This window comes from Streptomyces sp. NBC_01471 (assembly GCF_041438865.1).
Taxonomy (GTDB): domain Bacteria; phylum Actinomycetota; class Actinomycetes; order Streptomycetales; family Streptomycetaceae; genus Streptomyces.
Genome location: NZ_CP109450.1, coordinates 6,743,261 through 6,763,459 on the forward strand (window position 1 = coordinate 6,743,261; position 20,199 = coordinate 6,763,459).

Annotated in this window: 19 protein-coding genes and 2 tRNA genes; 13 read left to right on the forward strand and 8 right to left on the reverse strand. The window is 71.8% G+C overall.

What is annotated here, in order from left to right; translation table 11 throughout:
• Positions 1-88 precede the first annotated feature (88 nt).
• The 3 genes from OG285_RS30260 (at position 89) to OG285_RS30270 (ending at position 2,875) form a co-directional block, all read left to right on the forward strand.
• Positions 89-1,147 carry a chorismate-binding protein gene (locus OG285_RS30260; RefSeq protein WP_371792752.1) on the forward strand — a complete coding sequence of 353 codons (1,059 nt, stop codon included), beginning with the start codon at positions 89-91 and terminating at the stop codon, positions 1,145-1,147.
• Entirely contained in the window at positions 1,144-1,965 is an 822-nt protein-coding gene (locus tag OG285_RS30265) for an aminotransferase class IV (RefSeq protein WP_371792753.1), read from the forward strand. The genes OG285_RS30260 and OG285_RS30265 overlap by 4 nt, the downstream gene beginning before the upstream one ends.
• Positions 1,966-2,035: 70 nt before the next feature.
• Positions 2,036-2,875: a GNAT family N-acetyltransferase gene (locus OG285_RS30270; RefSeq protein ID WP_371792754.1), complete on the forward strand. Its 840-nt coding sequence runs from the start codon at positions 2,036-2,038 to the stop codon at positions 2,873-2,875.
• Positions 2,876-2,904: 29 nt separating this feature from the next.
• Here OG285_RS30270 and OG285_RS30275 read toward each other — a convergent pair whose 3' ends face one another.
• Positions 2,905-3,420: a DsbA family protein gene (locus OG285_RS30275; RefSeq protein WP_371792755.1), complete on the reverse strand. Its 516-nt coding sequence runs from the start codon at positions 3,418-3,420 to the stop codon at positions 2,905-2,907.
• Between the two features lie 154 nt (positions 3,421-3,574).
• Between OG285_RS30275 and OG285_RS30280 the strand changes: the two genes are divergently transcribed.
• The gene (locus tag OG285_RS30280) at positions 3,575-4,063 is read left to right on the forward strand and encodes a hypothetical protein (protein ID WP_371792756.1); all 489 of its coding nucleotides are present in this window, start codon (positions 3,575-3,577) and stop codon (positions 4,061-4,063) included.
• Positions 4,064-4,111: 48 nt separating this feature from the next.
• Here OG285_RS30280 and OG285_RS30285 read toward each other — a convergent pair whose 3' ends face one another.
• The 3 genes from OG285_RS30285 to rhaI are packed head-to-tail and all read right to left on the reverse strand — an operon-like array spanning position 4,112 to position 8,930.
• Positions 4,112-5,581, reverse strand: coding sequence for a rhamnulokinase family protein (locus OG285_RS30285; RefSeq protein WP_371793653.1), 1,470 nt, complete (start codon positions 5,579-5,581; stop codon positions 4,112-4,114).
• Between the two features lie 44 nt (positions 5,582-5,625).
• Complete coding sequence (locus OG285_RS30290) at positions 5,626-7,776, reverse strand: bifunctional aldolase/short-chain dehydrogenase (RefSeq protein ID WP_371792757.1); 2,151 nt, start codon at positions 7,774-7,776, stop codon at positions 5,626-5,628.
• Entirely contained in the window at positions 7,764-8,930 is a 1,167-nt protein-coding gene (rhaI, locus tag OG285_RS30295; protein WP_371792758.1) for an L-rhamnose isomerase, read from the reverse strand. Before rhaI ends, OG285_RS30290 begins: the two co-directional genes overlap by 13 nt.
• A 294-nt stretch (positions 8,931-9,224) precedes the next feature.
• Here rhaI and OG285_RS30300 point away from each other — a divergent pair, with 294 nt between their 5' ends.
• Positions 9,225-10,238, forward strand: coding sequence for a LacI family DNA-binding transcriptional regulator (locus OG285_RS30300; RefSeq protein WP_371792759.1), 1,014 nt, complete (start codon positions 9,225-9,227; stop codon positions 10,236-10,238).
• Between the two features lie 115 nt (positions 10,239-10,353).
• A complete protein-coding gene (locus OG285_RS30305) occupies positions 10,354-10,512 on the forward strand; it encodes a hypothetical protein (RefSeq protein ID WP_356829394.1) in 159 nt (52 codons plus the stop codon).
• 168 nt (positions 10,513-10,680) lie between these two features.
• On the opposite strand, the gene OG285_RS30310 is transcribed toward OG285_RS30305, so the two are convergent.
• On the reverse strand, positions 10,681-11,094 hold the full coding sequence (locus OG285_RS30310; protein WP_003959770.1) for an SsgA family sporulation/cell division regulator: 414 nt from the start codon (positions 11,092-11,094) through the stop codon (positions 10,681-10,683).
• A gap of 211 nt (positions 11,095-11,305) precedes the next feature.
• On the opposite strand from OG285_RS30310, the gene OG285_RS30315 reads away from it, so the two are divergent.
• The 3 genes from OG285_RS30315 to OG285_RS30325 all read left to right on the forward strand — a co-directional run bounded on the left by OG285_RS30315 (position 11,306) and on the right by OG285_RS30325 (position 12,149).
• Complete coding sequence (locus tag OG285_RS30315) at positions 11,306-11,770, forward strand: TIGR02611 family protein (RefSeq protein WP_371792760.1); 465 nt, start codon at positions 11,306-11,308, stop codon at positions 11,768-11,770.
• Between the two features lie 89 nt (positions 11,771-11,859).
• A tRNA-Val gene (locus OG285_RS30320) sits at positions 11,860-11,931 on the forward strand.
• A gap of 146 nt (positions 11,932-12,077) precedes the next feature.
• Positions 12,078-12,149, forward strand: a tRNA-Val gene (locus OG285_RS30325).
• A 73-nt stretch (positions 12,150-12,222) separates the two neighbouring features.
• Here OG285_RS30325 and OG285_RS30330 read toward each other — a convergent pair.
• On the reverse strand, positions 12,223-12,948 hold the full coding sequence (locus tag OG285_RS30330) for a 3'-5' exonuclease (RefSeq protein ID WP_371792761.1): 726 nt from the start codon (positions 12,946-12,948) through the stop codon (positions 12,223-12,225).
• Positions 12,949-13,130: 182 nt separating this feature from the next.
• On the opposite strand from OG285_RS30330, the gene OG285_RS30335 reads away from it, so the two are divergent.
• The 3 genes from OG285_RS30335 to thrS all read left to right on the forward strand — a co-directional run bounded on the left by OG285_RS30335 (position 13,131) and on the right by thrS (position 17,016).
• Positions 13,131-13,697 carry a DUF4365 domain-containing protein gene (locus tag OG285_RS30335; RefSeq protein ID WP_356829388.1) on the forward strand — a complete coding sequence of 189 codons (567 nt, stop codon included), beginning with the start codon at positions 13,131-13,133 and terminating at the stop codon, positions 13,695-13,697.
• Positions 13,697-14,956 carry a hypothetical protein gene (locus tag OG285_RS30340; RefSeq protein WP_356829386.1) on the forward strand — a complete coding sequence of 420 codons (1,260 nt, stop codon included), beginning with the start codon at positions 13,697-13,699 and terminating at the stop codon, positions 14,954-14,956. Before OG285_RS30335 ends, OG285_RS30340 begins: the two co-directional genes overlap by 1 nt.
• A gap of 83 nt (positions 14,957-15,039) precedes the next feature.
• Positions 15,040-17,016, forward strand: a complete 1,977-nt coding sequence (gene thrS, locus OG285_RS30345) for a threonine--tRNA ligase (RefSeq protein ID WP_371792762.1) — start codon at positions 15,040-15,042, stop codon at positions 17,014-17,016.
• Positions 17,017-17,054: 38 nt separating this feature from the next.
• On the opposite strand, the gene OG285_RS30350 is transcribed toward thrS, so the two are convergent.
• Complete coding sequence (locus tag OG285_RS30350) at positions 17,055-17,720, reverse strand: potassium channel family protein (protein ID WP_356829382.1); 666 nt, start codon at positions 17,718-17,720, stop codon at positions 17,055-17,057.
• Positions 17,721-17,786: 66 nt separating this feature from the next.
• Here OG285_RS30350 and OG285_RS30355 point away from each other — a divergent pair, with 66 nt between their 5' ends.
• The gene (locus tag OG285_RS30355; RefSeq protein ID WP_356829380.1) at positions 17,787-18,344 is read left to right on the forward strand and encodes an HIT domain-containing protein; all 558 of its coding nucleotides are present in this window, start codon (positions 17,787-17,789) and stop codon (positions 18,342-18,344) included.
• A gap of 127 nt (positions 18,345-18,471) precedes the next feature.
• Here the strand turns inward: OG285_RS30355 and OG285_RS30360 are convergent, their stop codons facing one another.
• Positions 18,472-20,127 (reverse strand): hypothetical protein, encoded by a 1,656-nt coding sequence (locus OG285_RS30360; protein WP_356829378.1) that lies wholly within the window; start codon positions 20,125-20,127, stop codon positions 18,472-18,474.
• Positions 20,128-20,199: the final 72 nt, after the last annotated feature.

Here is a 20,199-nt window from a genome sequence, read left to right on the forward strand (position 1 = left end):
GGTCCAGCACAAAAACGCGTTTCCGCAGCGTGCTGCGGTGCGTTAGCGCCGGAGCGGCTTTCCGGTGGCCCGTCCTAGACTCGCCGGTGTGCACCACCTCCCCGCTCTTGCCCGTTTCGGCGGTCGCGTCGCCTGTGACCTGCGCGATGTCACCAGCGACCCGGCCGCCCTGGACTCCACCGGCTTCTGGGCGGTCGCCGCGAACTTCGAGGGCGGCCTCGTCTGCGCCCGCTTCGGAGACGTACGTACGGAGCCGGGGCCCGCGGCCGTCCCGGGCCGGTGGCAGGGGCCCGCGGCCGGTGACTGGACGTCCTCGCTCGACCACGACGCGTACACGGCGGGGGTCCGTCACATCCGTGCGGAGATCGCGGCGGGCGAGGTGTACCAGGCCAATCTCTGCCGGGTGCTCACCGCGCCGCTGCCCGATCCCGCCGGCGCCGACATCGATGCCCTGACCGCCCTGCTGGCCCGGGGCAACCCGGCGCCGTACGCCGGGACGATCCGGCTGCCCGCGCACGGGGTGGAGATCGCCACCGCGTCCCCCGAGCTCTATCTGCGCCGCTCGGGACGGACCGTCGAGTCCGGCCCGATCAAGGGGACGGGACGGACCGCCGCCGACCTCCTGGAGAAGGACCACGCGGAGAACGTGATGATCGTGGACCTCGTCCGCAACGATCTCGGCCGGGTCTGCGCCACCGGCTCGGTCGGCGTGCCGCGGCTCTGCGCGGTCGAGCAGCATCCCGGCCTCGTTCATCTCGTCTCCACGGTGCGCGGGGAACTGGCCGGGGAGACCGGCTGGAGCCGCCTCCTCGACGGCACCTTCCCGCCGGGCTCGGTGACCGGGGCGCCCAAGTCGAGCGCGCTGCGCATCATCGACGCACTGGAGACCGCGCCGCGCGGCCCGTACTGCGGGGGCATCGGCTGGGTCGACGCCGACCGCGGGACGGCCGAGCTGGCCGTCGGGATCCGGACGTTCTGGATCGACCGCACCGGTGCCCCCGGCGCGGTGCTGCGCTTCGGCACCGGCGCCGGGATCACCTGGGGCTCGGACCCGGAGCGCGAGTGGGACGAGACGGAACTGAAGGCCGGCCGGCTGCTCGCGATAGCGTCCGGGACAAACGAGACAATAGGAAGGACCACTCCATGAAGATCTGGGTCAACGGCGGGCTGCGGGAAGCGGATTCCGCGCTGGTCTCGGTCCTCGACCACGGGCTGACCGTGGGCGACGGTGTCTTCGAGACGGTCAAGGCGACCGGGGGCCGTGCCTTCGCGCTCACCCGGCACTTGGACCGGCTGACCCGCTCGGCCCGCGGACTCGGCCTGCCCGATCCCGATCTCGACGAGGTGCGCCGCGCCTGTGCGGCCGTGCTCGACGCCAACCCGACGCCGCTGGGCCGGCTGCGGATCACCTACACCGGCGGGCTCTCTCCGCTCGGCTCCGACCGCGGCGACGCGGGCCCCACCCTGGTCGTCGCACTCGGCGAGTCGAAGCGCCGCCCCGACACCACCGCAGCGGTCACCGTCCCGTGGACGCGCAACGAACGCAGCGCGCTGGCCGGGCTGAAGACGACCTCGTACGCGGAGAACGTCGTGGCACTCGCACGGGCCCGTGAACAGGGCGCCACCGAGGCACTGTTCGCCAATACCACGGGCGCCCTCTGCGAGGGCACCGGCTCCAACGTCTTCGTCGTGGTGGACGGTGAACTGCACACCCCGCCGCTCTCCTCCGGCTGCCTGGCCGGCATCACCCGGGCACTGGCCGTCGAGTGGACCGGCGCCCGGGAGACCGAGCTGCCGCTCGACGTCCTGGAGCGGGCCGAGGAGATCTTCCTGACGTCGACGCTCCGTGACGTACAGGCCGTCCACCGGGTCGACGGACGCCAACTGGCCGACGCGCCGGGCCCGGTGACCGCCAAGGCCATGCGGATCTGGGACGAGCGCGCGGCGGAGCGGCTGGACCCCTGAGCCGCAGACCCGGCCGCACATCCCGGCAACGCGGATGACGCGGGGCCGCAGGAGGGGTACAACTCCCCTGATGACCACCACCCTGCGGCCGACCGGGCCGCTTCAGCAGGGCGCCGACGGCGCCAAGGCACGCTCTTACGAGGTCTGTGTGAACGGCCGCCCGGTGGGCGCGGTCGATCTCCGTACCGACACCGCGTTCGGGCCCACCTGCGGCGTGATCGCGGGACTGCGGATCGACGAGCCCGACCGGGGACGCGGCCGGGGCACCGTGGCCGCGCTCGCCGCCGAGGAGGTGCTGCGCGGCTGGGGCTGCGACCGGGCCCAGGTCGGCATACCGGCCGATGCCACGGCCGCGCTGCGGATGGGCGCCACGCTCGGCTACACCCCGCACAACAGCCACCTGTTGAAGGAGTTGCCCGGGCAGCCGCCGGAACTGCCCTCCGGGGTGGAGGGCCGCCGGATGCGCGAGGAAGAGTTCCCGGCCTGGGAGGCCGAGTCCGTCGCGGGTTACGCGCAGACCTGGATCGACCGGGGCATGCCGGAGGCCCGGGCGCGCGCCAAGTCCGAGGCCGACCATCGCGACAGCCTTCCCGACGGCCTGGCGACCCCCGGCGCCGCCATCGACGTCCTGGTCGAGGACGGGCAGGTGGTCGGGTACGTCTGGGTCTCCGAGACCGAACTGGACCCCGGCCGCCGCGGCGCCTACGTCTACGACGTCGAGGTCGTGGAGGAACACCGGGGCCGCGGCCACGGCCGTTCGCTGATGCTGCTCGCCGAGCGCGAGGCGCTGGCGGCCGGGGCGCGGCTGATCAAGCTGAACGTGGTCGCGGCCAACACCCCGGCGGTCCGGCTCTACGCGTCACTCGGCTACCGGGAGGTCGATCGCTTCTGCGGGAAGCGGCTGCTCTGAGGCTCTCAGGGGGCGCCCGGCCGGGGGCCTCAGCCTTCGGCGGCGAGCAGCCGGTCGGCGATCTCCTCGATCCGCTCGCGCAGACCGTCCTGGCTCCTGCCGCCGTCCAGCAGTTCGCCGCCGATGACATAGGTGGGGGTGCCGGTCACGCCGATGGCCTTGCCCTCGGCCTGGTCCGCGTCGACGGTCAGCATGTGGCGGCCGTCGATCAGTACGGTGTCGAACTCGTCCGTGTCCAGGCCGAGTTCCCCGGCGGCCTCCAGCAGCACCGGCTCGCCCCGGGAGGCCAGCTCCCCGGTGCGGGCGAGCACGGCCTCCGTGTACGGCCAGCCCTGCCCCTGCTCGAAGGCCTCCTCAGCCGCCTGGGCCGCCGCGTAGGCGTGCTTGTGCTTCTCCAGGGGGAAGTGGCGCAGCCGCAGGTCGAGACGGTCGCCGTAGCGGGCGCGCAGCGCGCGGACGTCGTCCAGGGCGCTGTGGCAGTCGGGGCACTGGAGCTCGCACCAGACGTCCAGGACGACGCGGGGGGAGGCGGGGGAGTCACTCATGGCGCCAGTCTTCCAGCCGTACGCGGTGCGGCCCAACCGGGACCTGAGGAGGATCGGCCCCGGATATGTCCCTGAGGTCGGACCGGGGCGTGGCCTCCGCACCCCACTCCGGTGCAGGATGGAGGGAAGCGAACCCATGGCTGGAGGAGACCGGATGATTGCCGAGACCGTCTGTTCCGCGGTGTCCGCGGCAGGGCTGGGCATCGCCGCGATCACGGCGTACCGCAAGCGATTCCTGTCGGCGACCCGCATTTTCGCGTACTCGCTGGTTCCGGTGGGGCTGGTGCTGACGGGCGTCGTCGGCTGGGTGGCCGACATCGTGTTCAAGCCGTCGGTCTGGCTCGGCTTCGGGATGCTTGCCGTCGCCTGGCTGCTGTTCGTCACCACCAGGGCTGTCGAGCGCCGCTCCGGCGGCACCCGCAAGCAGCGGAAGGCGGCTGCCCGGGCGGCCGAGCCCGGCGCGGTGGCCCCCGCGGCCCCCGCCCCGTCGCTGCCGGGCCGTACCGGAGCGCAGCCGCAGACCGCCGCGCGGCCCGCACCACAGGCCGGGACAGCCGCACCCAAGACAGCCGCCTCCAGGACCGGTGCACCCACCGAGGACTTCTCCGACATCGAGGAGATCCTCAAGAAGCACGGCATCTGACCCCGGCGGCCCGGCAGCCGGCCGGGGCCGTCCGGCCCACGGCGCAGCTCAGGTCCACCGCGCCCCGCCAGGACCGGCCGGATCCCCGGGACCCGCCGGAGCCCCGGTGAGCCGCGCCTCCGCCGCCGCCCACGCACTGCCGTCCGGGCCCGGTTCGTATCTGCGCGACGGCTGCGTAGCGGCGATCAGCGCCCGCATCTCCGACAGCCCTCCGACCAGTCCGTGTGCTCTCGCCTGCACCAGCACATTGCCGAGGGCCGCCGCCTCCGCGGGCCCGGCGATCACCGGAAGACCCGTGGCATCGGCCGTGAACTGGCACAGCAGGGCGTTGCGCGACCCGCCGCCCACCAGATGGATCCGGGTGATCTCCCGGTCGGCCAGGGCACTGGCCCGCCGCAGCACCCTGCGGTGGGCCAGTGCCAGGCTCTCCAGGATGCAGCGCACCACCGCGCCCCGGCCCGCCGGACGCGGCTGACCCGTCCGTGCGCAGAACGCGGCGATCCTGGACGGCATGTCACCGGGGGAGACGAAGACCGGGTCGTCCGGGTCGATCAGCGAAACGAAGGGCCGCGCACCGGCCGCCTCGTCCAGCAGTCGGCCCAGCCCGGCCGGCTGCCCCGCCCGCTCCCAGGTGCGCAGGGACTCCTCGAGGAGCCACAGCCCCATGATGTTGCGCAGGAAACGGAAGGTGCCGTCCACCCCGCGCTCATTGGTGAAATTGGCCGCCCGCGCCCGCTCGGTGAGGACCGGGGCGGCCAGCTCAAGCCCGGCCAGTGACCAGGTGCCCGCCGAGACATAGGCGAACCCGGGCCCGTCCGCCGGCACGGCGGCGACCGCGGAAGCCGTGTCGTGCGAGGCCACGGTGGTGACAGCGGTGTCCGCCCGCAGCCCGGTCGAGTCGGCCACCTGCGGGAGCAGTACTCCGGCCGGGTCCCCGGGGGCGCGCAGCGGGGGCAGCAGCGCCGGGTCGATGGAGAGCCGGGATGTGAGCTCCCGCGACCAGACGCCGGTCCCGGCCTCCAGCAGCCCGGTGGTCGAGGCGTTGGTGAGCTCGGCGCCGACCGATCCGGTCAGCCAGTACGTCAGCAGATCGGGAATCAGCAGCAGCCGGCGCGCCGCCGCCAGCCGCGCGCCGCCCCGCTCGGCCGCCAGCTGGTACAGCGTGTTGAACGGCAGGTGCTGGAGCCCGCACGCCCGGTACAGCTCCCGGGCGCCCACGTCCCGTCTGACCTGTTCGGCCACGTCCGCGGTGCGCGGATCGCGGTAGTGGTGGGGGAGCCCGAGCAGCGCCCCGTCGGCGTCGAGCAGCCCGTAGTCGACCGCCCAGCTGTCGATGCCCACCGAGGCGACGCCGCCCCGGCGGGCCGCCTCCCGCAGCCCGTCGAGCACCCCCCGGTGGAGCGACGGCAGATCCCAGTGCAGCCCGCCCGGCAGCCGTACCGGCACGTTGGGGAACCGGTGCAGCTCGGTGAGGTCCAGCCGGCCGGCGCCGCCCCCGGTCTCCACCCGGCCGGCCATCACCCGGCCGCTGGTCGCCCCCAGGTCGGCCGCGGCGAAGACGGTCACCGCAGGAACGCGGCGGCGACGCCCGCGTCGACCGGCACCAGCAGCCCGGTGGTGTGCGACAGATCCCCGCCGGTCAGCGCGTAGACCGCGTTCGCGACGTGCTCCGGCAGCACTTCCCGCTTGAGCAGGGTCCGCTGGGCGTAGAACTCACCGAGCTTCTCCTCCTCGACCCCGTACACCGCCGCCCGTTCGGCGCCCCAGCCGCCCGCGAAGATTCCCGAACCGCGTACCACACCGTCCGGGTTGACCCCGTTGACCCGGATCGAGTGCTCGCCCAGCTCGGCCGCGAGCAGCCGCACCTGGTGCGCCTGGTCGGCCTTGGCCGCGGAGTACGCGATGTTGCGGGGGCCGGCGAACACCGCGTTCTTGGACACGACGTAGACGATGTCGCCGCCGAGCCCCTGTGCGGTCATCGTCCGGGCGGCCTCGCGGGACACCAGGAACGAGCCGCGCGCCATGATCGAGTGCTGGCGGTCCCAGTCCTCGGCGGTGGTCTCCAGGAGCGGCCTGGACAGCGAGATCCCGGCGTTGTTGACGACCAGGTCGACGCCCCCGAAGGCCAGTACCGCCTCGGCGAAGGCCGCGGTGATCTGTGCCTCCGACGTGACGTCGACGGTCACCGCGACGGCGCGGTCGGGGCCGCCCAGCTCGTCGGCGACCCGTGCGGCGCCCGCGCCGTCCCGGTCGGCGACGACCACACAGGCCCCTTCGGCGGCCAGCCGCCGCGCGATGGCCCGGCCGATCCCCGAACCGGCGCCGGTCACCAGCGCGACCCGGGTGGCGAGAGGCTTCGGCTTCGGCATCCGGCGGAGCTTGGCCTCCTCCAGCTCCCAGTACTCGATACGGAACTTCTCCGCCTCGTCGATGGGCGCGTACGTGGACACGGCCTCGGCCCCGCGCATCACCTGGACCGCGTTGAGGTAGAACTCCCCGGCCACACGCGCCGTCTGCTTGTCCTTGCCGAAGGAGAACATCCCCACTCCGGGCACCAGCACGATCGCCGGATCGGCGCCGCGCATCGCGGGCGAGCCGGGTGTCGCGTGCCGCTCGTAGTACGCCCGGTACTCCTCGCGGTACGCGGCGTGCAGCTCGCGCAGCCGGGCGATCACCTCGTCCACCGGGGCGGCGGGCGGCAGATCCAGGACCAGCGGGCGCACCTTGGTCCGCAGGAAGTGGTCGGGGCAGGAGGTGCCGAGGGCCGCGAGCCGGGGGTGGGCGGTGCGGGACAGGAAGTCGAGCACCGTGTCCGCGTCGCTGAAGTGCCCGACCTGCGGCCGGTCGGCGGACGCGAGACCGCGGACGACCGGGGCCAGCGCGGCGGCCCTCGCCCGCCGCTCGGCCGCCGGGAGCGGCGCGTACCCCTCCTGTACGGGACCGAACGGCTCGGGCCTGCCGTGCCGGGCCAGATACTCCTCGGCGGTGCGGATGATGAAGAGCGAGCGCTCCTCGCACTCCTCGGCCGTCGCGCCCCAGGCGGTGATCCCGTGGCCGCCGAGCACACAGCCGACCGCCCGCGGGTGGGCGGCCCGCACCGCCGCGATGTCGAGCCCCAGCTGGAAGCCCGGCCGCCGCCACGGCACCCACACCACCCGGTCCCCGAAGCAGTCGGCCGTGAGTTTCTCCCCGTCGGCGGCGCAGGCCAGCGCGATCCCCGAGTCGGGGTGCAGATGGTCGACATGGGGGGCGTCGACCAGGCCGTGCATCGCGGTGTCGATGGAGGGGGCCGCGCCGCCCCTGCCGTGCAGGCAGTGGTCGAAAGCGGCCACCATCTCGTCCTCGCGTTCGACGCCCGGATAGACGGCGGCGAGCGCACGCAGCCGGTCCAGCCGCAGGACGGCCAGCCCCGATGCGGTGAGCGTGCCCAGATCGCCGCCCGAGCCCTTCACCCAGAGCAGCTCGGTGTCCCGGCCGGTCACCGGATCGACGCCGGAGCCCTTGGCCGACGTGTTGCCGCCCGCGTAGTTGGTGTTGCGCGGATCGGAACCGAGCCTGCGGGAGCGCGCCACCAGCGCGGCGACCTCGGGGGGCTGCGCTTCCCGCGCGGATTCCGGGACGTCCCTTGCGGTATGAGGGACTCCGGGCGCTTCCGGGACTTCGGGTACGTCCGGAACGTCCGGCACGGAGTGCGCCATGGTCAGGCCCCCCATCCGGCCTGGGTGCCGCCCACGCGCTCGGCGGCGATCCGCTCCTGCCTGCCGGAGGCGAGATAGGCGGCCACCGGATCGGGGCGCAGCCCGTTCTCCTCCCGGATCCCGGCGAGCAGCGGCCTGACGTCGGTGTTGTACGCGTCCATCAGCACGGCGTTCGCGGCGAGCACGTCCCCGGAGCGCTGCGCGGCGCCGAGTGCCCCGGCGTCGACGCGGAGCGCCTTCGCCGTGGCCTCCTGGACGTTCATCACCGACCGGATGACGGCCGGGACCTTGGCCTCGATGTTGTGGCACTGGTCGAGCATGAAGTTGACCTGGGCAGCCGGATCCAGGCCGCCGTTCCTGACGACCTCGTGCATGATCCGGAACAGCTGGAAGGGATCGGCGGCTCCCGCCATCAGATCGTCGTCGGCGTAGAAGCGGGAGTTGAAGTCGAAGGCCCCCAGCTTCCCTTCCCGCAGCAGCACGGCGACGATGAACTCGATGTTGGTGCCCGGCGCGTGGTGCCCGGTGTCCACGACCACTTTCGCCTTGGGGCCGAGCTTCAGGCAGTGGGCGTACGCCGTGCCCCAGTCGGGCACGTCCGTGGCGTAGAAGGCGGGCTCGAAGAGCTTGTACTCCAGCAGCATCCGCCGGCCGTCCCCCAGCCGCGCGTACACGGTCGCCAGTGCTTCGGCGAGCCGGTCCTGGCGGGCCACCACATCGTCCTGGCCCGGGTAGTTGGTGCCGTCGGAGAACCAGAGCTTGAGATCGGACGAGCCGGTCGCGTCCATGATGTCGACGCACTCCAGCAGATGTGCCACCGCCTTGCGCCGCACCGCCGCGTCGGGATGCGTCACCGAGCCCAGCTTGAAGTCGTCGTCCTGGAAGACGTTGGAGTTGACCGCGCCCAGCGTCAGCCCGCGCTCCTTCGCGTACGCGGCCAGGGCGGCGTAGTCGTCGACCCGGTCCCAGGGGATGTGCAGGGAGACCCGGGGGGCCACCCCGGTGAAGGCATGAACCTGCGCGGCGTCGTCCAGCTTCTCGAACGGATCACGGGGCACTCCGGGCTGCGCGAACACCTTGAACCGGGTGCCGGAGTTCCCGTAGCCCCAGGACGGGGTCTCGATTGTCTGCGACGCCAGCGCGGCCTTCACGGCCGAGAGTTCAGACATGCCCAACCCCTTCAATGAATCGATTCATTGAGCGGTGAAGCTAGTAGCGGTCCACACCGGCGTCAACCCTTGGCGCACCTCGGGGTGAGGGCCGCCTTCCAGCTGCTTTGAATCAATTCACCGGGGCGGCGGCCCGACTGCCCGGAGCAGAGATGGGAGGGGCCCGCCGGGCCCGGGGATCCGCCCGTCTCGCCCGAGCCGGGGCGCGACCGTACGATGAGCGCACTCCGTGCGGGCAGCCGGACATCACCCGGGCGGGCCCGGACACAGCCAGGTACAGCAGGTGGGACAGACGTGGCAGGCATCAAGGACGTGGCCAGGCGTGCGGGCGTCTCGGTCGGCACCGTGTCCAACGTCATCAACCGGCCGGCCTCCGTCTCGCCGGAGACCCGCGGCCGTGTGCAGGCGGCCATCGCCGAACTCGGCTACGTACGGAGCGAGTCGGCAAGGCAGCTGAGGGCGGGCAGCAGCAGGATCGTGGCGCTGCTCGTGCTCGACATGGGCAACCCCTTCTTCGTGGACATCGCCCGCGGGGCCGAACGGGCCGCGCGGGCGGCCGGGCTCGGCGTCATGGTCTGCAACAGCGACCAGAGCGCGACGGAGGAGGCCGCCTACCTCTCGCTCTTCGCCGAGCAGCGCGTGCTGGGGGTGCTGGTCACCCCCGCCGACCCCACCGGGAAGAGCCTGGAGGACTTCGGCCGGCACGGCATCCCCTCCGTACTGGTCGACCGGGTGGCGTCGGGCGCCACCTCCTGCGCGGTCTCGGTCGACGACGTCCACGGCGGCACCCTGGCCGTTCGCCACCTCGTCGCCGCGGGCCACCGGTCGATCGCCTTCGTCACCGGTCCGCCGGAGCTGCGCCAGATCCAGGACCGCAGGAAGGGCGCGCTGGCCGCGCTTCAGGAGGCAGGGCTCCCGCCGGAGACCCTGGTGGAGATCTCCACGGGGCGGCTCGACGTGGCGGCGGGCCGGGACGCCGGTGCCCGGCTGGTCGGGCTGGTCCCGCGGCCGACGGCCGTCTTCTGCGTGAACGACCTGCTGGCGCTCGGCGTGCTCCAGTCGCTGTACGCGGCGGGCGTCAAGGTGCCGCAGGACATGGCCATCGTCGGCTACGACGACATCGAGTTCGCGGCGGCGGCGGCCGTGCCGCTGACGTCGGTACGCCAGCCCGCGGTGCTGATGGGACGGATGGCGGCCGAACTCCTCCTGGAGGAGGCCGGGTACGCAGGCGACGGCGAGCATCTGCACCGCGGTGTCATGCTCCAGCCCGAGCTCGTCGTCCGGGCGTCGAGCATTCTGCCGCACTGACGTCCGGCCGGCGGACGCACGGCCGGACAGGCCGTCACGGGATCCAGCGAACTACCCAACGACATATGCGTGTTGGCTGACGGAAACAGCTCCGCTGCGCCATCATCGGCCCGAGATGCCGGATACCTCCCGGGACGATGCCGCCGTCCCCACCCCTGCCCCTGAGCCGCGTGGCTGTCTCTTCGCGCTCTCCCAGCCGCCCCTGATGATCTTCCTCGGGGTGATCTGCTGTCTGCTGCTCATGGCGGTCGTGCACGATCTGTTCCTGCTGTGATGGTGAGTTCGGCCGGCGCCCGCCGACGCCAGTGCGGTGCCCGGGCGCACCGGGGCGCCGTACCCGCGGTGGATTCCGCGGGCACGGCGCCCGGCTTCTGGCGTATGTCGTTGTCTGCGCGGTGCCGTCGCCCCGAGTCGGACGGCGCCGGGCCTCTCGCGGCCTGGCTCAGCTTTCGGCCAGAATGTGCGAGAGCTCGGTGTCGAGGTCGAAGTGACGGTGTTCCGTGCCGGGTGGCACGGCGGCGTCGGTCCGCTTGAGGAACGACTCCAGGGCCCTCGCAGGGGCTTCGAGCAGGGCTTCTCCCTCCGGGGAGCTCAGGGCGATGCAGACCACGCCCTGACCGTGACTGCGCGACGGCCAGACTCGGACGTCGCCGGTGCCGGTGGGCCTGTGCAGACCCTCCGCGAGGAGATCGCGGGCGAAGACCCACTCCACGGTCTCCTCGGCTCCGGTGTGGAAGGTGGCATGCACGGCATACGGATCGGCCGTGTCATACCGCAGGCCCGCGGGTACAGGCAGTGATGACTCGCTCGACACAACGAGGCGCAGGTGCAGCTCGCAGCTGACCGTGGTGTTCATAAGCGCCAGGGCCTTTCGCTCAGTGTGCGCTCGGGGATTCGCACGTCGGCGAAATCGACATGCCACCTACGGTGCCGTTGTAAACCCCTCTGACCGATTTGTGGCTCTTAAGGTCGCCTGTACGGCCGAGTGTGAGTTTGTACGGTTACGGCAAACGGGTGACGCCCGGCGTGGCGGCTCCAGCTCCGGCCGGTCCAGTAGGTTGGACAGCATGAATGCGGAGAGTGACGGCCGGGGTGGGGTCGCTGCGGTGGACTCGGGGGGAGGCGAAACCGGCGTGAGCGGCGCCGGTGCGCCCCCGGAGCGGGTGCCCGGGTCCCGGGCCCCGGCCTTCGTCCGGAAGTCCAGGGCGCTGCGCCTGGGCTGGCGGGCGGGCATCTTCCTGGTGGGGCTCGCCGTGGTCGCCGCGGGCGTGGTCATGCTGCCGCTCCCGGGGCCCGGCTGGCTGGTGATCTTCGGAGGCATGGCGGTCTGGGCGACCGAGTTCGTCTGGGCGCAGCTGGTGCTGCGCTGGACCAGGCGGAAGGTGGCCGGGGCGGCCCGCAAGGCACTCGACCCCCGGGTCCGGCGCCGGAACCTGATCCTGCTGACCGCCGGGCTCGTGATCGCCGCCGTACTGCTCGCGATCTACGTCAGGCAGTTCGGGATCGTGATGCCGTGGAAGATCCACGAGTGACTGGAGAGCCGGAGTGACTGAAGATCCACGAGCGGCTCCGGGGTGGTCCGGAACGGCCCGGGGCATGCGGTAATGTTTTCCCTGCGCCCGGGCGATTAGCTCAGTGGGAGAGCGCTTCGTTCACACCGAAGAGGTCACTGGTTCGAACCCAGTATCGCCCACCGTCCGGTTCCGATGGCCCGGAGGCTTTCCAGCCTCCGGGCCATCGGCGTTCCGCGGCGACGCCGTGGGCCGGCCCTCCTCCGCCGTGCCCTCCGTAAGGGTTTGAACCAGGACCGGCGGGACCTGTATGGTTCAGTCCGTTCCCGGGCGATTAGCTCAGTGGGAGAGCGCTTCGTTCACACCGAAGAGGTCACTGGTTCGAACCCAGTATCGCCCACCGGGTGCAGGCCGGTCCGTCACCGCGGACCGGCCTTTCTCATGCCGTGCGCCGGCCTTGTCCTGCCGTACGGTCAGGCCACCACGGACAGTTCGGGCCGCAGCGGCCACGACGGATCCACTGCCTCCGGTGTGCCCTGCCGGGTGAACCAGGCCTGCAGCCCGCGGGCCTGCGCCGCGTGCCAGGTCGTCTGCAGCGTGTGCAGCTCACCGGGTGTCAGCCGCTCCAGCCGGCCCGCGAACCGGCGCCCTATCGCCCGTACGAGCTCCAGTGAGGCCAGCGCGTCCGCGGCCGCGTCGTGGGCGCCTTCCAGCCGCACCTCGTACTGCTCGCAGAGGTCCGTCAGGGTGCGGTGGCCCTTGCGGTAGCGGTCCAGGTGTTTGTCCAGGACGCGCGGGTCCAGCACCCGCAGTGGGGAATCCCCGAGGTACCGGCCGAGCGACGAGGCGCGGTGGCGCTTCAACTCCCGGTCGAGCAGGGTCAGATCGAAGGGCGCGTTCATGACCACCAGGGGACGGCCCGCCGCGCACTGCTCCGCCAGTGCCTTGGCCACCTCCGCCACCACGGGGGACGGCCAGCGGCCGTTGCGCTGCAGATAAAGATCGGTCAGGCCGTGGATCTCGGTGGCGCCCGCGGGAACCGGGATGCCCGGATTCACCAGCCAGCGGGTGGTGCGCGGGCGCCCGCCCGCGGCGTCCTGCACGACCAGCGCCGCGGACACGATGCGGTCGTCCTCGACGTCCACGCCGGTCGTCTCGGTGTCAAAAGCGGCCAGGGGTCCTTCGAACCAGCACGGCATGTCCCAACTCCTCGCACTCACTTGGCAGATGGCGTGCGACATCCGCCCGATTCGGTGATACCCGGCTGTTTGCGACATACGCCGACCGGAGACAACACAGGTGACGGGCGAGGACATTGACGGCCCGTCACCGGAAACGAATCGGCACGGTATCGGCATATTCCGGAAGGCACACCACAGCCATGGCGCTCACGCAGCCCGAACGGGGCCCCCTGGTGCCCGAGCGGCTCGCGCTGCTGCGCGGTTCGCTCGCCACCACCGCCTGTATGGAGACCTTTCAGGTGGGATATCTGCACGCGGTCGCGGCCGCTTCGGGATGTTCGCTGTCCCAGCCCTTCCCGGACAACGGCATCGACTGGCATGTGAGCCACGGAGCTCCGGCCCACACCGTGGACGACGAAGTGACGATCAAGGTGCAGCTGAAATGCACCTACCAGATCGCCCCGGACCCGCCGGGTGCGGCCTTCTCGTTCACGCTCGACAACGCCCATCTCGTGAAGCTCGCCCGTACGCCGGTCTCGGTCCACAAGATCCTCGTCGTGATGCTGGTGCCGCGGACCCGGGACGACTGGCTGCGGGCCGGTCACGACCGGCTCGATCTGCGGCACTGCTGTTACTGGACCAACCTGGCGGGCCACCCGGTGACGGGCCGGCACAGGACCACCGTGCGGATCCCGACCTCGCGGATATTCGACGACCGAGCACTCTGCGAGATCATGGCCCGTGTGGGGTCCGGAGGGAGACCCTGATGCAGCACCGCCCGCTCGACGAACCCGTACGCCCGCACCCGGTCGACGGCCCCGGGGTCCGGGACGGCGGCGACGGTCCCGACCCCGCCCGGGTCGACCCCGCGGTCCTCGGCGCACTCCTCGGCCGGCACGGCTGGCTCCGCCGCGGCGGAGCCGCCGGCCGCTATGCCCGCTGGACGCCGCCGGGCCCCGCGGGCCGGGGTACGAGCGTCCTCGTCCCCGAGAGCCGGGCCTTCCCGGACAGTGAGGACCTGCTGGCCGAGGCGCTCACCGCACTCACCCGCTGTGCCGCGGCGTCGGCCCGCGAGGTACTGGTCGCGCTGGCCGTGCCGAGCGACGAGATCCGCTGGTCGCGGGAGACCGCCGACGGCCTCGCGGGGGTGGCCCCCTGGACGGTCCAGGAGCAACTGCGCTCGGCCGCACACCAGATGCTCACGGCGGGCGCGCTGGCGGCGGCCCGCAGCGCCGGCTACCACGGCGCCCGCCACCGCAGGCAGGCCGGCGCCGCGCTGGACGGCGTGCTGGCGGGGCCGGCCCCGGACGGGCGCGGGCTCACCGCGTTCGTCCCGGTGGAGCCGGGCCGCCCCGCCGTGGTCCGGCTCCACCACGCGCTCCACGCCGCCAGGGAGGCGGTGGACTACCAGCGGGCGACCGGCAGGACGGACGCCTTCGACGCCGCGGTCCGCGCCGGCGTGAGCCGCGAGCTCACCGAGGCGGTCGTCGCGCTCGTACGGGGTACCGAAGGGGTGTCCGTCGCGCTGGCCTGGGCGCCGGCCGCCGGAGTGCCCGAGGGGTGCGCGGCCAGGCCCGAACCGGTCGGGTTCTCACCGGGCGACCTGCCCGCGCTGCGGGCGGCCGGCGCACGCTATCTGCGGTCCGAACCGTCACTGCCGGTCCGGGTCACGGGCACGGTGGTACGGATGCGCCGCTCGGCGCCGGGCGGCCCCGGCACGGTGCGGCTGCGGGTGCTGGCCGGGGCGGAGGTCCCGTACGTCCGGATGGTGCTCGACGAGGAGGCGTACCGGATCGCGGGCCACGCCCATCTGGTGGGGCTGCCGGTCAGGGTGCAGGGCAGGCTGGAGAGCCGCAGCGGCTTCCGCCGGCTGACCGGCGCCGAAGGGGTGGTTCCCGTCCAGGTGGACGAGGCGGAACGGGACCGGCTGCTGAAGGCGCTCCAGGAGAACCTGGACTTCTTCGAGGAGGCCTGCGCGGGGGAGCGGCCGCAGCACCCGGACGGGCATACCGCGGGGACTCCCTGACCGTTTCGCAAACCACACCCCGGTCTCGGTACGATTCAGGCGCGCCGGGCTTCGCCGGCGCACCCCTGAGTCAGGAGAGACCGGTGTCAGACGTCCGTGTGGTCATCCATCGCGATTCCGAGCGGGAAGAGCGCGTGGTGACGACGGGCACCACGGCAGCCGAGCTCTTCCCCGGCGAGCGCACCGTCGTCGCGGCCCGGGTGGCCGGTGAGCTGAAGGACCTGGCCTACGCCCTGGCCGACGGCGACGAGGTCGAGCCCGTCGTGATCTCGTCCGAGGACGGCCTGAACATCCTGCGCCACTCCACCGCGCATGTGATGGCACAGGCCGTGCAGGAGCTCTTCCCCGACGCGAAGCTCGGCATCGGCCCGCCGGTCAAGGACGGCTTCTACTACGACTTCGACGTCGAGCGGCCGTTCACTCCCGAGGACCTCAAGGCCATCGAGAAGAAGATGCAGGAGATCCAGAAGCGCGGGCAGCGCTTCTCGCGGCGTGTGGTGACCGACGACGACGCCCGCGCCGAGCTGGCGTCCGAGCCGTACAAGCTGGAGCTCATCGGCATCAAGGGCTCCGCGTCGGCGGACGACGGGGCGGACGTCGAGGTGGGCGGCGGCGAGCTGACCATCTACGACAACCTCGACCCGAAGACCGGCGACCTCTGCTGGAAGGACCTCTGCCGCGGTCCGCACCTGCCCACCACCCGGTTCATCCCCGCCTTCAAGCTGATGCGGAACGCCGCCGCCTACTGGCGCGGCAGCGAGAAGAACCCGATGCTCCAGCGCATCTACGGCACCGCCTGGCCCACCAAGGACGAGCTGAAGGCGCACCTGGAGTTCCTGGAGGAGGCCGCCAAGCGCGACCACCGCAAGCTCGGCAACGAGCTGGACCTCTTCTCGTTCCCGGACGAGATCGGCCCCGGCCTGGCGGTCTTCCACCCCAAGGGCGGCATCATCCGCCGCGCCATGGAGGACTACTCGCGCAAGCGCCACGAGGAGGAGGGCTACGAGTTCGTCTACTCGCCGCACGCCACCAAGGGCAAGCTCTTCGAGAAGTCCGGCCACCTGGACTGGTACGCGGACGGCATGTACCCGCCCATGCAGCTCGACGACGGGGTGGACTACTACCTCAAGCCGATGAACTGCCCGATGCACAACCTGATCTTCGACGCACGCGGCCGCTCGTACCGTGAACTGCCGCTGCGCCTCTTCGAGTTCGGCACGGTGTACCGGTACGAGAAGTCGGGCGTCGTGCACGGCCTGACCCGCTCGCGCGGCTTCACCCAGGACGACGCGCACATCTACTGCACCAAGGAGCAGATGGCGGACGAGCTGGACAGGACGCTCACCTTCGTCCTGAACCTGCTGCGCGACTACGGCCTGAACGACTTCTACCTGGAGCTGTCCACCAAGGACCCGGAGAAGTTCGTCGGCTCGGACGAGGTCTGGGAAGAGGCCACCGAGACGCTCCGCCAGGTCGCCGAGAAGCAGGGCCTGCCGCTGGTCCCGGACCCCGGCGGCGCCGCGTTCTACGGGCCGAAGATCTCCGTCCAGTGCAAGGACGCCATCGGGCGCACCTGGCAGATGTCGACCGTCCAGCTCGACTTCAACCTGCCGGAGCGCTTCGACCTGGAGTACACCGGGCCCGACGGCACCAAGCAGCGCCCGGTCATGATCCACCGCGCCCTGTTCGGCTCCATCGAGCGCTTCTTCGCGGTGCTCCTGGAGCACTACGCGGGTGCGTTCCCGGTGTGGCTGGCGCCCGTCCAGGCGGTCGGCATCCCGATCGGCGACGCGCACATCCCGTACCTCCAGGAGTTCGCCGCCACGGCCCGCATGCAGGGGCTCCGGGTCGAGGTGGACGCCTCGTCGGACCGGATGCAGAAGAAGATCCGCAACCAGCAGCGCGCCAAGGTGCCCTTCATGATCATCGCGGGCGACGAGGACATGGCCAACGGCGCCGTCTCCTTCCGGTACCGCGACGGATCGCAGGAGAACGGCATCCCGGTGGACGACGCCATCGCCAAGATCGCGCAGGCCGTCGAAGACCGCGTACAGGTCTGATCCGCCGCGGTACGACCTGATGAAGCCCCCGGGCAGACCTAACTGTCCGGGGGCTTCTCCTCGTCGTCCCGCCGGAAGGTCTGCAGCAGCCACGACGAGAAGGAACCCGTCACGGCGCCGAGCAGGGCGATCCCGCACGCCATCATGGCCACCGCGATCAGCCGTCCCAGTGGCGTCACGGGGGTCACGTCGCCGTAGCCGACCGTCGAGAGGGTCGCGGCGGCCCACCACGCGGCATCGCCGAAGGTACGGATGGTGGCGTGCGGCGCGGAGCGCTCACAGCTGTAGACGGCGAGCGATCCGGCGAAAGCGAGCAGTACGGCCGAGAGCCCCGCGTAGGCGATCACCCGGGCCTGCAGATCCAGCCGAGGCTGCTCCCTCTTCTGCTGCACCGCGTTGTAGAGCGGCACGATCCGCAGCAGCCGCAGCAGTGGCAGGAGCACCGCCAGCGTGTCCATCCGGTGTCTGGGCGGGAAGCGCAGCCGCTCGCCGCTCAGGACGAGCCGTACCGCGTAGTCCAGTACGAAGACCAGCCAGACCGCCAGGGCCACGGCGAGTGCGGTGTCCCGCAGCAGGGGATCGGCGCCCCGCGCCAGTACCCGGACCGCGTAACAGGCGAGGAAGAGCAGTGCGGCCGCGAAGAGCGGAATCTCTGTGCGCTCTTCCCAGCGGCGCAGACGCTCGCCGGGAATCAGGACGTCCATCGGCCCAGCATCGTCGGACTGCCGTCGCCCGCGCCCCGGCGACACGTCGCGAACGGGGGAAGTCATATGCTGCACAGCATGACGAGTGAGCCGGAGCAGCAGATCGGAGTGGGCACCCAGGACGCGTTCCAGCGCCTGTGGACTCCCCACCGGATGGCGTACATCCAGGGGGAGAACAAGCCGAGCGGGCCGGGCTCGGGGGACGACTGTCCGTTCTGCTCGATCCCGTCGAAGTCCGACGAGGACGGCCTGGTCGTCGCCCGCGGTGAGCACGTGTACGCGGTGCTCAACCTCTACCCGTACAACGGCGGGCACCTCATGGTCGTGCCGTTCCGCCATGTCGCCGACTACACGGAGCTGGATGCGGCCGAGACGGCCGAGCTGGCCGAGCTGACCAAGCGGGCCATGACGGCGCTGCGGACGGCGTCCGGTGCGCACGGCTTCAACATCGGCATGAACCAGGGGGCGTCGGCCGGGGCGGGCATCGCCGCGCATCTGCACCAGCACGTGGTGCCGCGCTGGGGTGGTGACACCAACTTCATGCCGGTCGTCGGGCACACCAAGGTGCTTCCGCAGCTGCTGGCCGACACCCGGGCGATGCTGGCCGCGGCCTGGCCGGCCTGAGCGCGGGCGGCGCCCGTACGAGGGCGTGGCCCGACCCCGTGAAAGAGGCAGAGAGGCAGGGTCCCGGCGGGTGCCGGGGGCCCTGCCTCTCTCATGGGGCGGGTGTCGAGGCCGCGGGTGCCGGGCGTCAGGCGTCGTAGACGTCGGCCTTGCGCGGTGTCGGGTCCTGCACCATTCCGCTGAGGACCATCGAGCGGTTGGTGAAGGAATCGGTGTTCACACCGTGTTCGTCGAGCACCCGCATCGCCGCCGTGTGCACGGCGCGCAGCACCGGAGTGGCGGCCCGCATCGCGTCGTCCGCCATGAAGCGGTGCCGCCAGGGCTTGTCGGCCCAGGCGTGCCGCATCCCGAACGGCTCGGGCAGCGTGATCTTCCCGCCGCAGAAGTCGAGGACGGGCGGGAACCAGGTCAGCGGGGCCCGCGCGGCCAGCCGCACCACCTCCGGGGTCTCCACCAGCGGCAGGTTCACCTCCCGCGTCTCCCAGAACTTGACCGCCTTGTTGACCTGCTTGGTCTTGGCCGCGGGCTTGGTGGTGAACAGCGAGTGCACCGGACCGAGCGCATGGCCGGTGACCTCGATCCGCAGCGTCTCGTGGAGCACCGTCACGGTGATCATCATGGTGATCACCAGCTGCCCGTCCCAGAGTGTGAACTGGACGCCCAGATAGTGGCGGTTACCGCTGCCGAACTGCTGCTCGTTGCAGATCCGCTGTATCTCGTGGCCCTTGATCTGGAAGGCCTCCACGTCCTCCCCGTCGGGCCGGCTCACCTCGCCCGCGTTCTCACCGACGGGCGCCACGATCCAGTGCTTCACGGACGGGGTGGGGAAGCCGCCGGTGTGCAGCGGGCCGCGCTCCAGCATCCGCAGCCGGTCGTGGATGGCCCGGATGACGTCCCAGCTGCGGAAGCCGTGGATCTCGGTGCCCGCCTCGCGGGGGACCAGCTCCTCGGCGAGCTGCCAGCTGCCCCAGCGGGTGCCCATGCCGAGTATCCCCTTGGGGCCGGCGTAGAACACCGAGTTGGACTGCTGCTCGGCGGTCAGCTTGGCCAGGGACTGGCGCAGCTGCTCGGCCGCGGTCTCGGTGGGGTTGCGCGGTACGGCCTCGGGGATCTTCGGGCCGATGCCGCCGCCGGACAGCAGGCTGTCCCAACGGGACCGCAGATCCACCGCCGTCCGCTCGCAGATCCGCTTGGCCCACACCCAGCCGATGACCGGCGCGACCAGCATGAGCCGCAGATACAGCGCCCCGATGCCGCCGAACGGCAGCTTGACGAGGAAGAGCACCACCAGTCCGCCGACGGCCACCAGCAGTGCGGTGCCCAGGGCCCCCATGCTGCGGTTCCGGGATCCGGACAGGGTGCGCCGCAGCTGGAAGACGCCGAGCCAGATGAGCAGGCCGGGCAGGAACACGAGCCCGAAGACGCCCATCACGATGGTCAGCCTGGTGTCGCGCTCCTTGCGGATACGGGTGGCCGCCAGGCAGTGTTCGACCACCGTCTGGGGCTCCGTCCCGAAGGACTGGATCAGTGCCTTCCGGGTGCCCCCGAGCATCCGGACCTGGACGGCACGCGAGAAGGACTCGCCCAGATTCGGCTCGAAGAGCGAGAACTTGCCCTTCTTCACCTCTGTTTTGTGCCACTCGCCGTTGGCCTTGAGAATGTCCTCGACGGGACTGTCCCGGTAGGCGGCCGACGCGAGGGCGTGGGTCGCGGCGGTCTGGCCCGCTGATCCCTGGAGCGGAACCTGTGCCCCGGGAATGAAATCGAATCCGTCGTTCGCCACCGCTGCCCCCATCGCCGCACCCAACCGCTGCTGCGGCTGTTCCCAACTACCGTGCCCCGCACACCTGCTGTG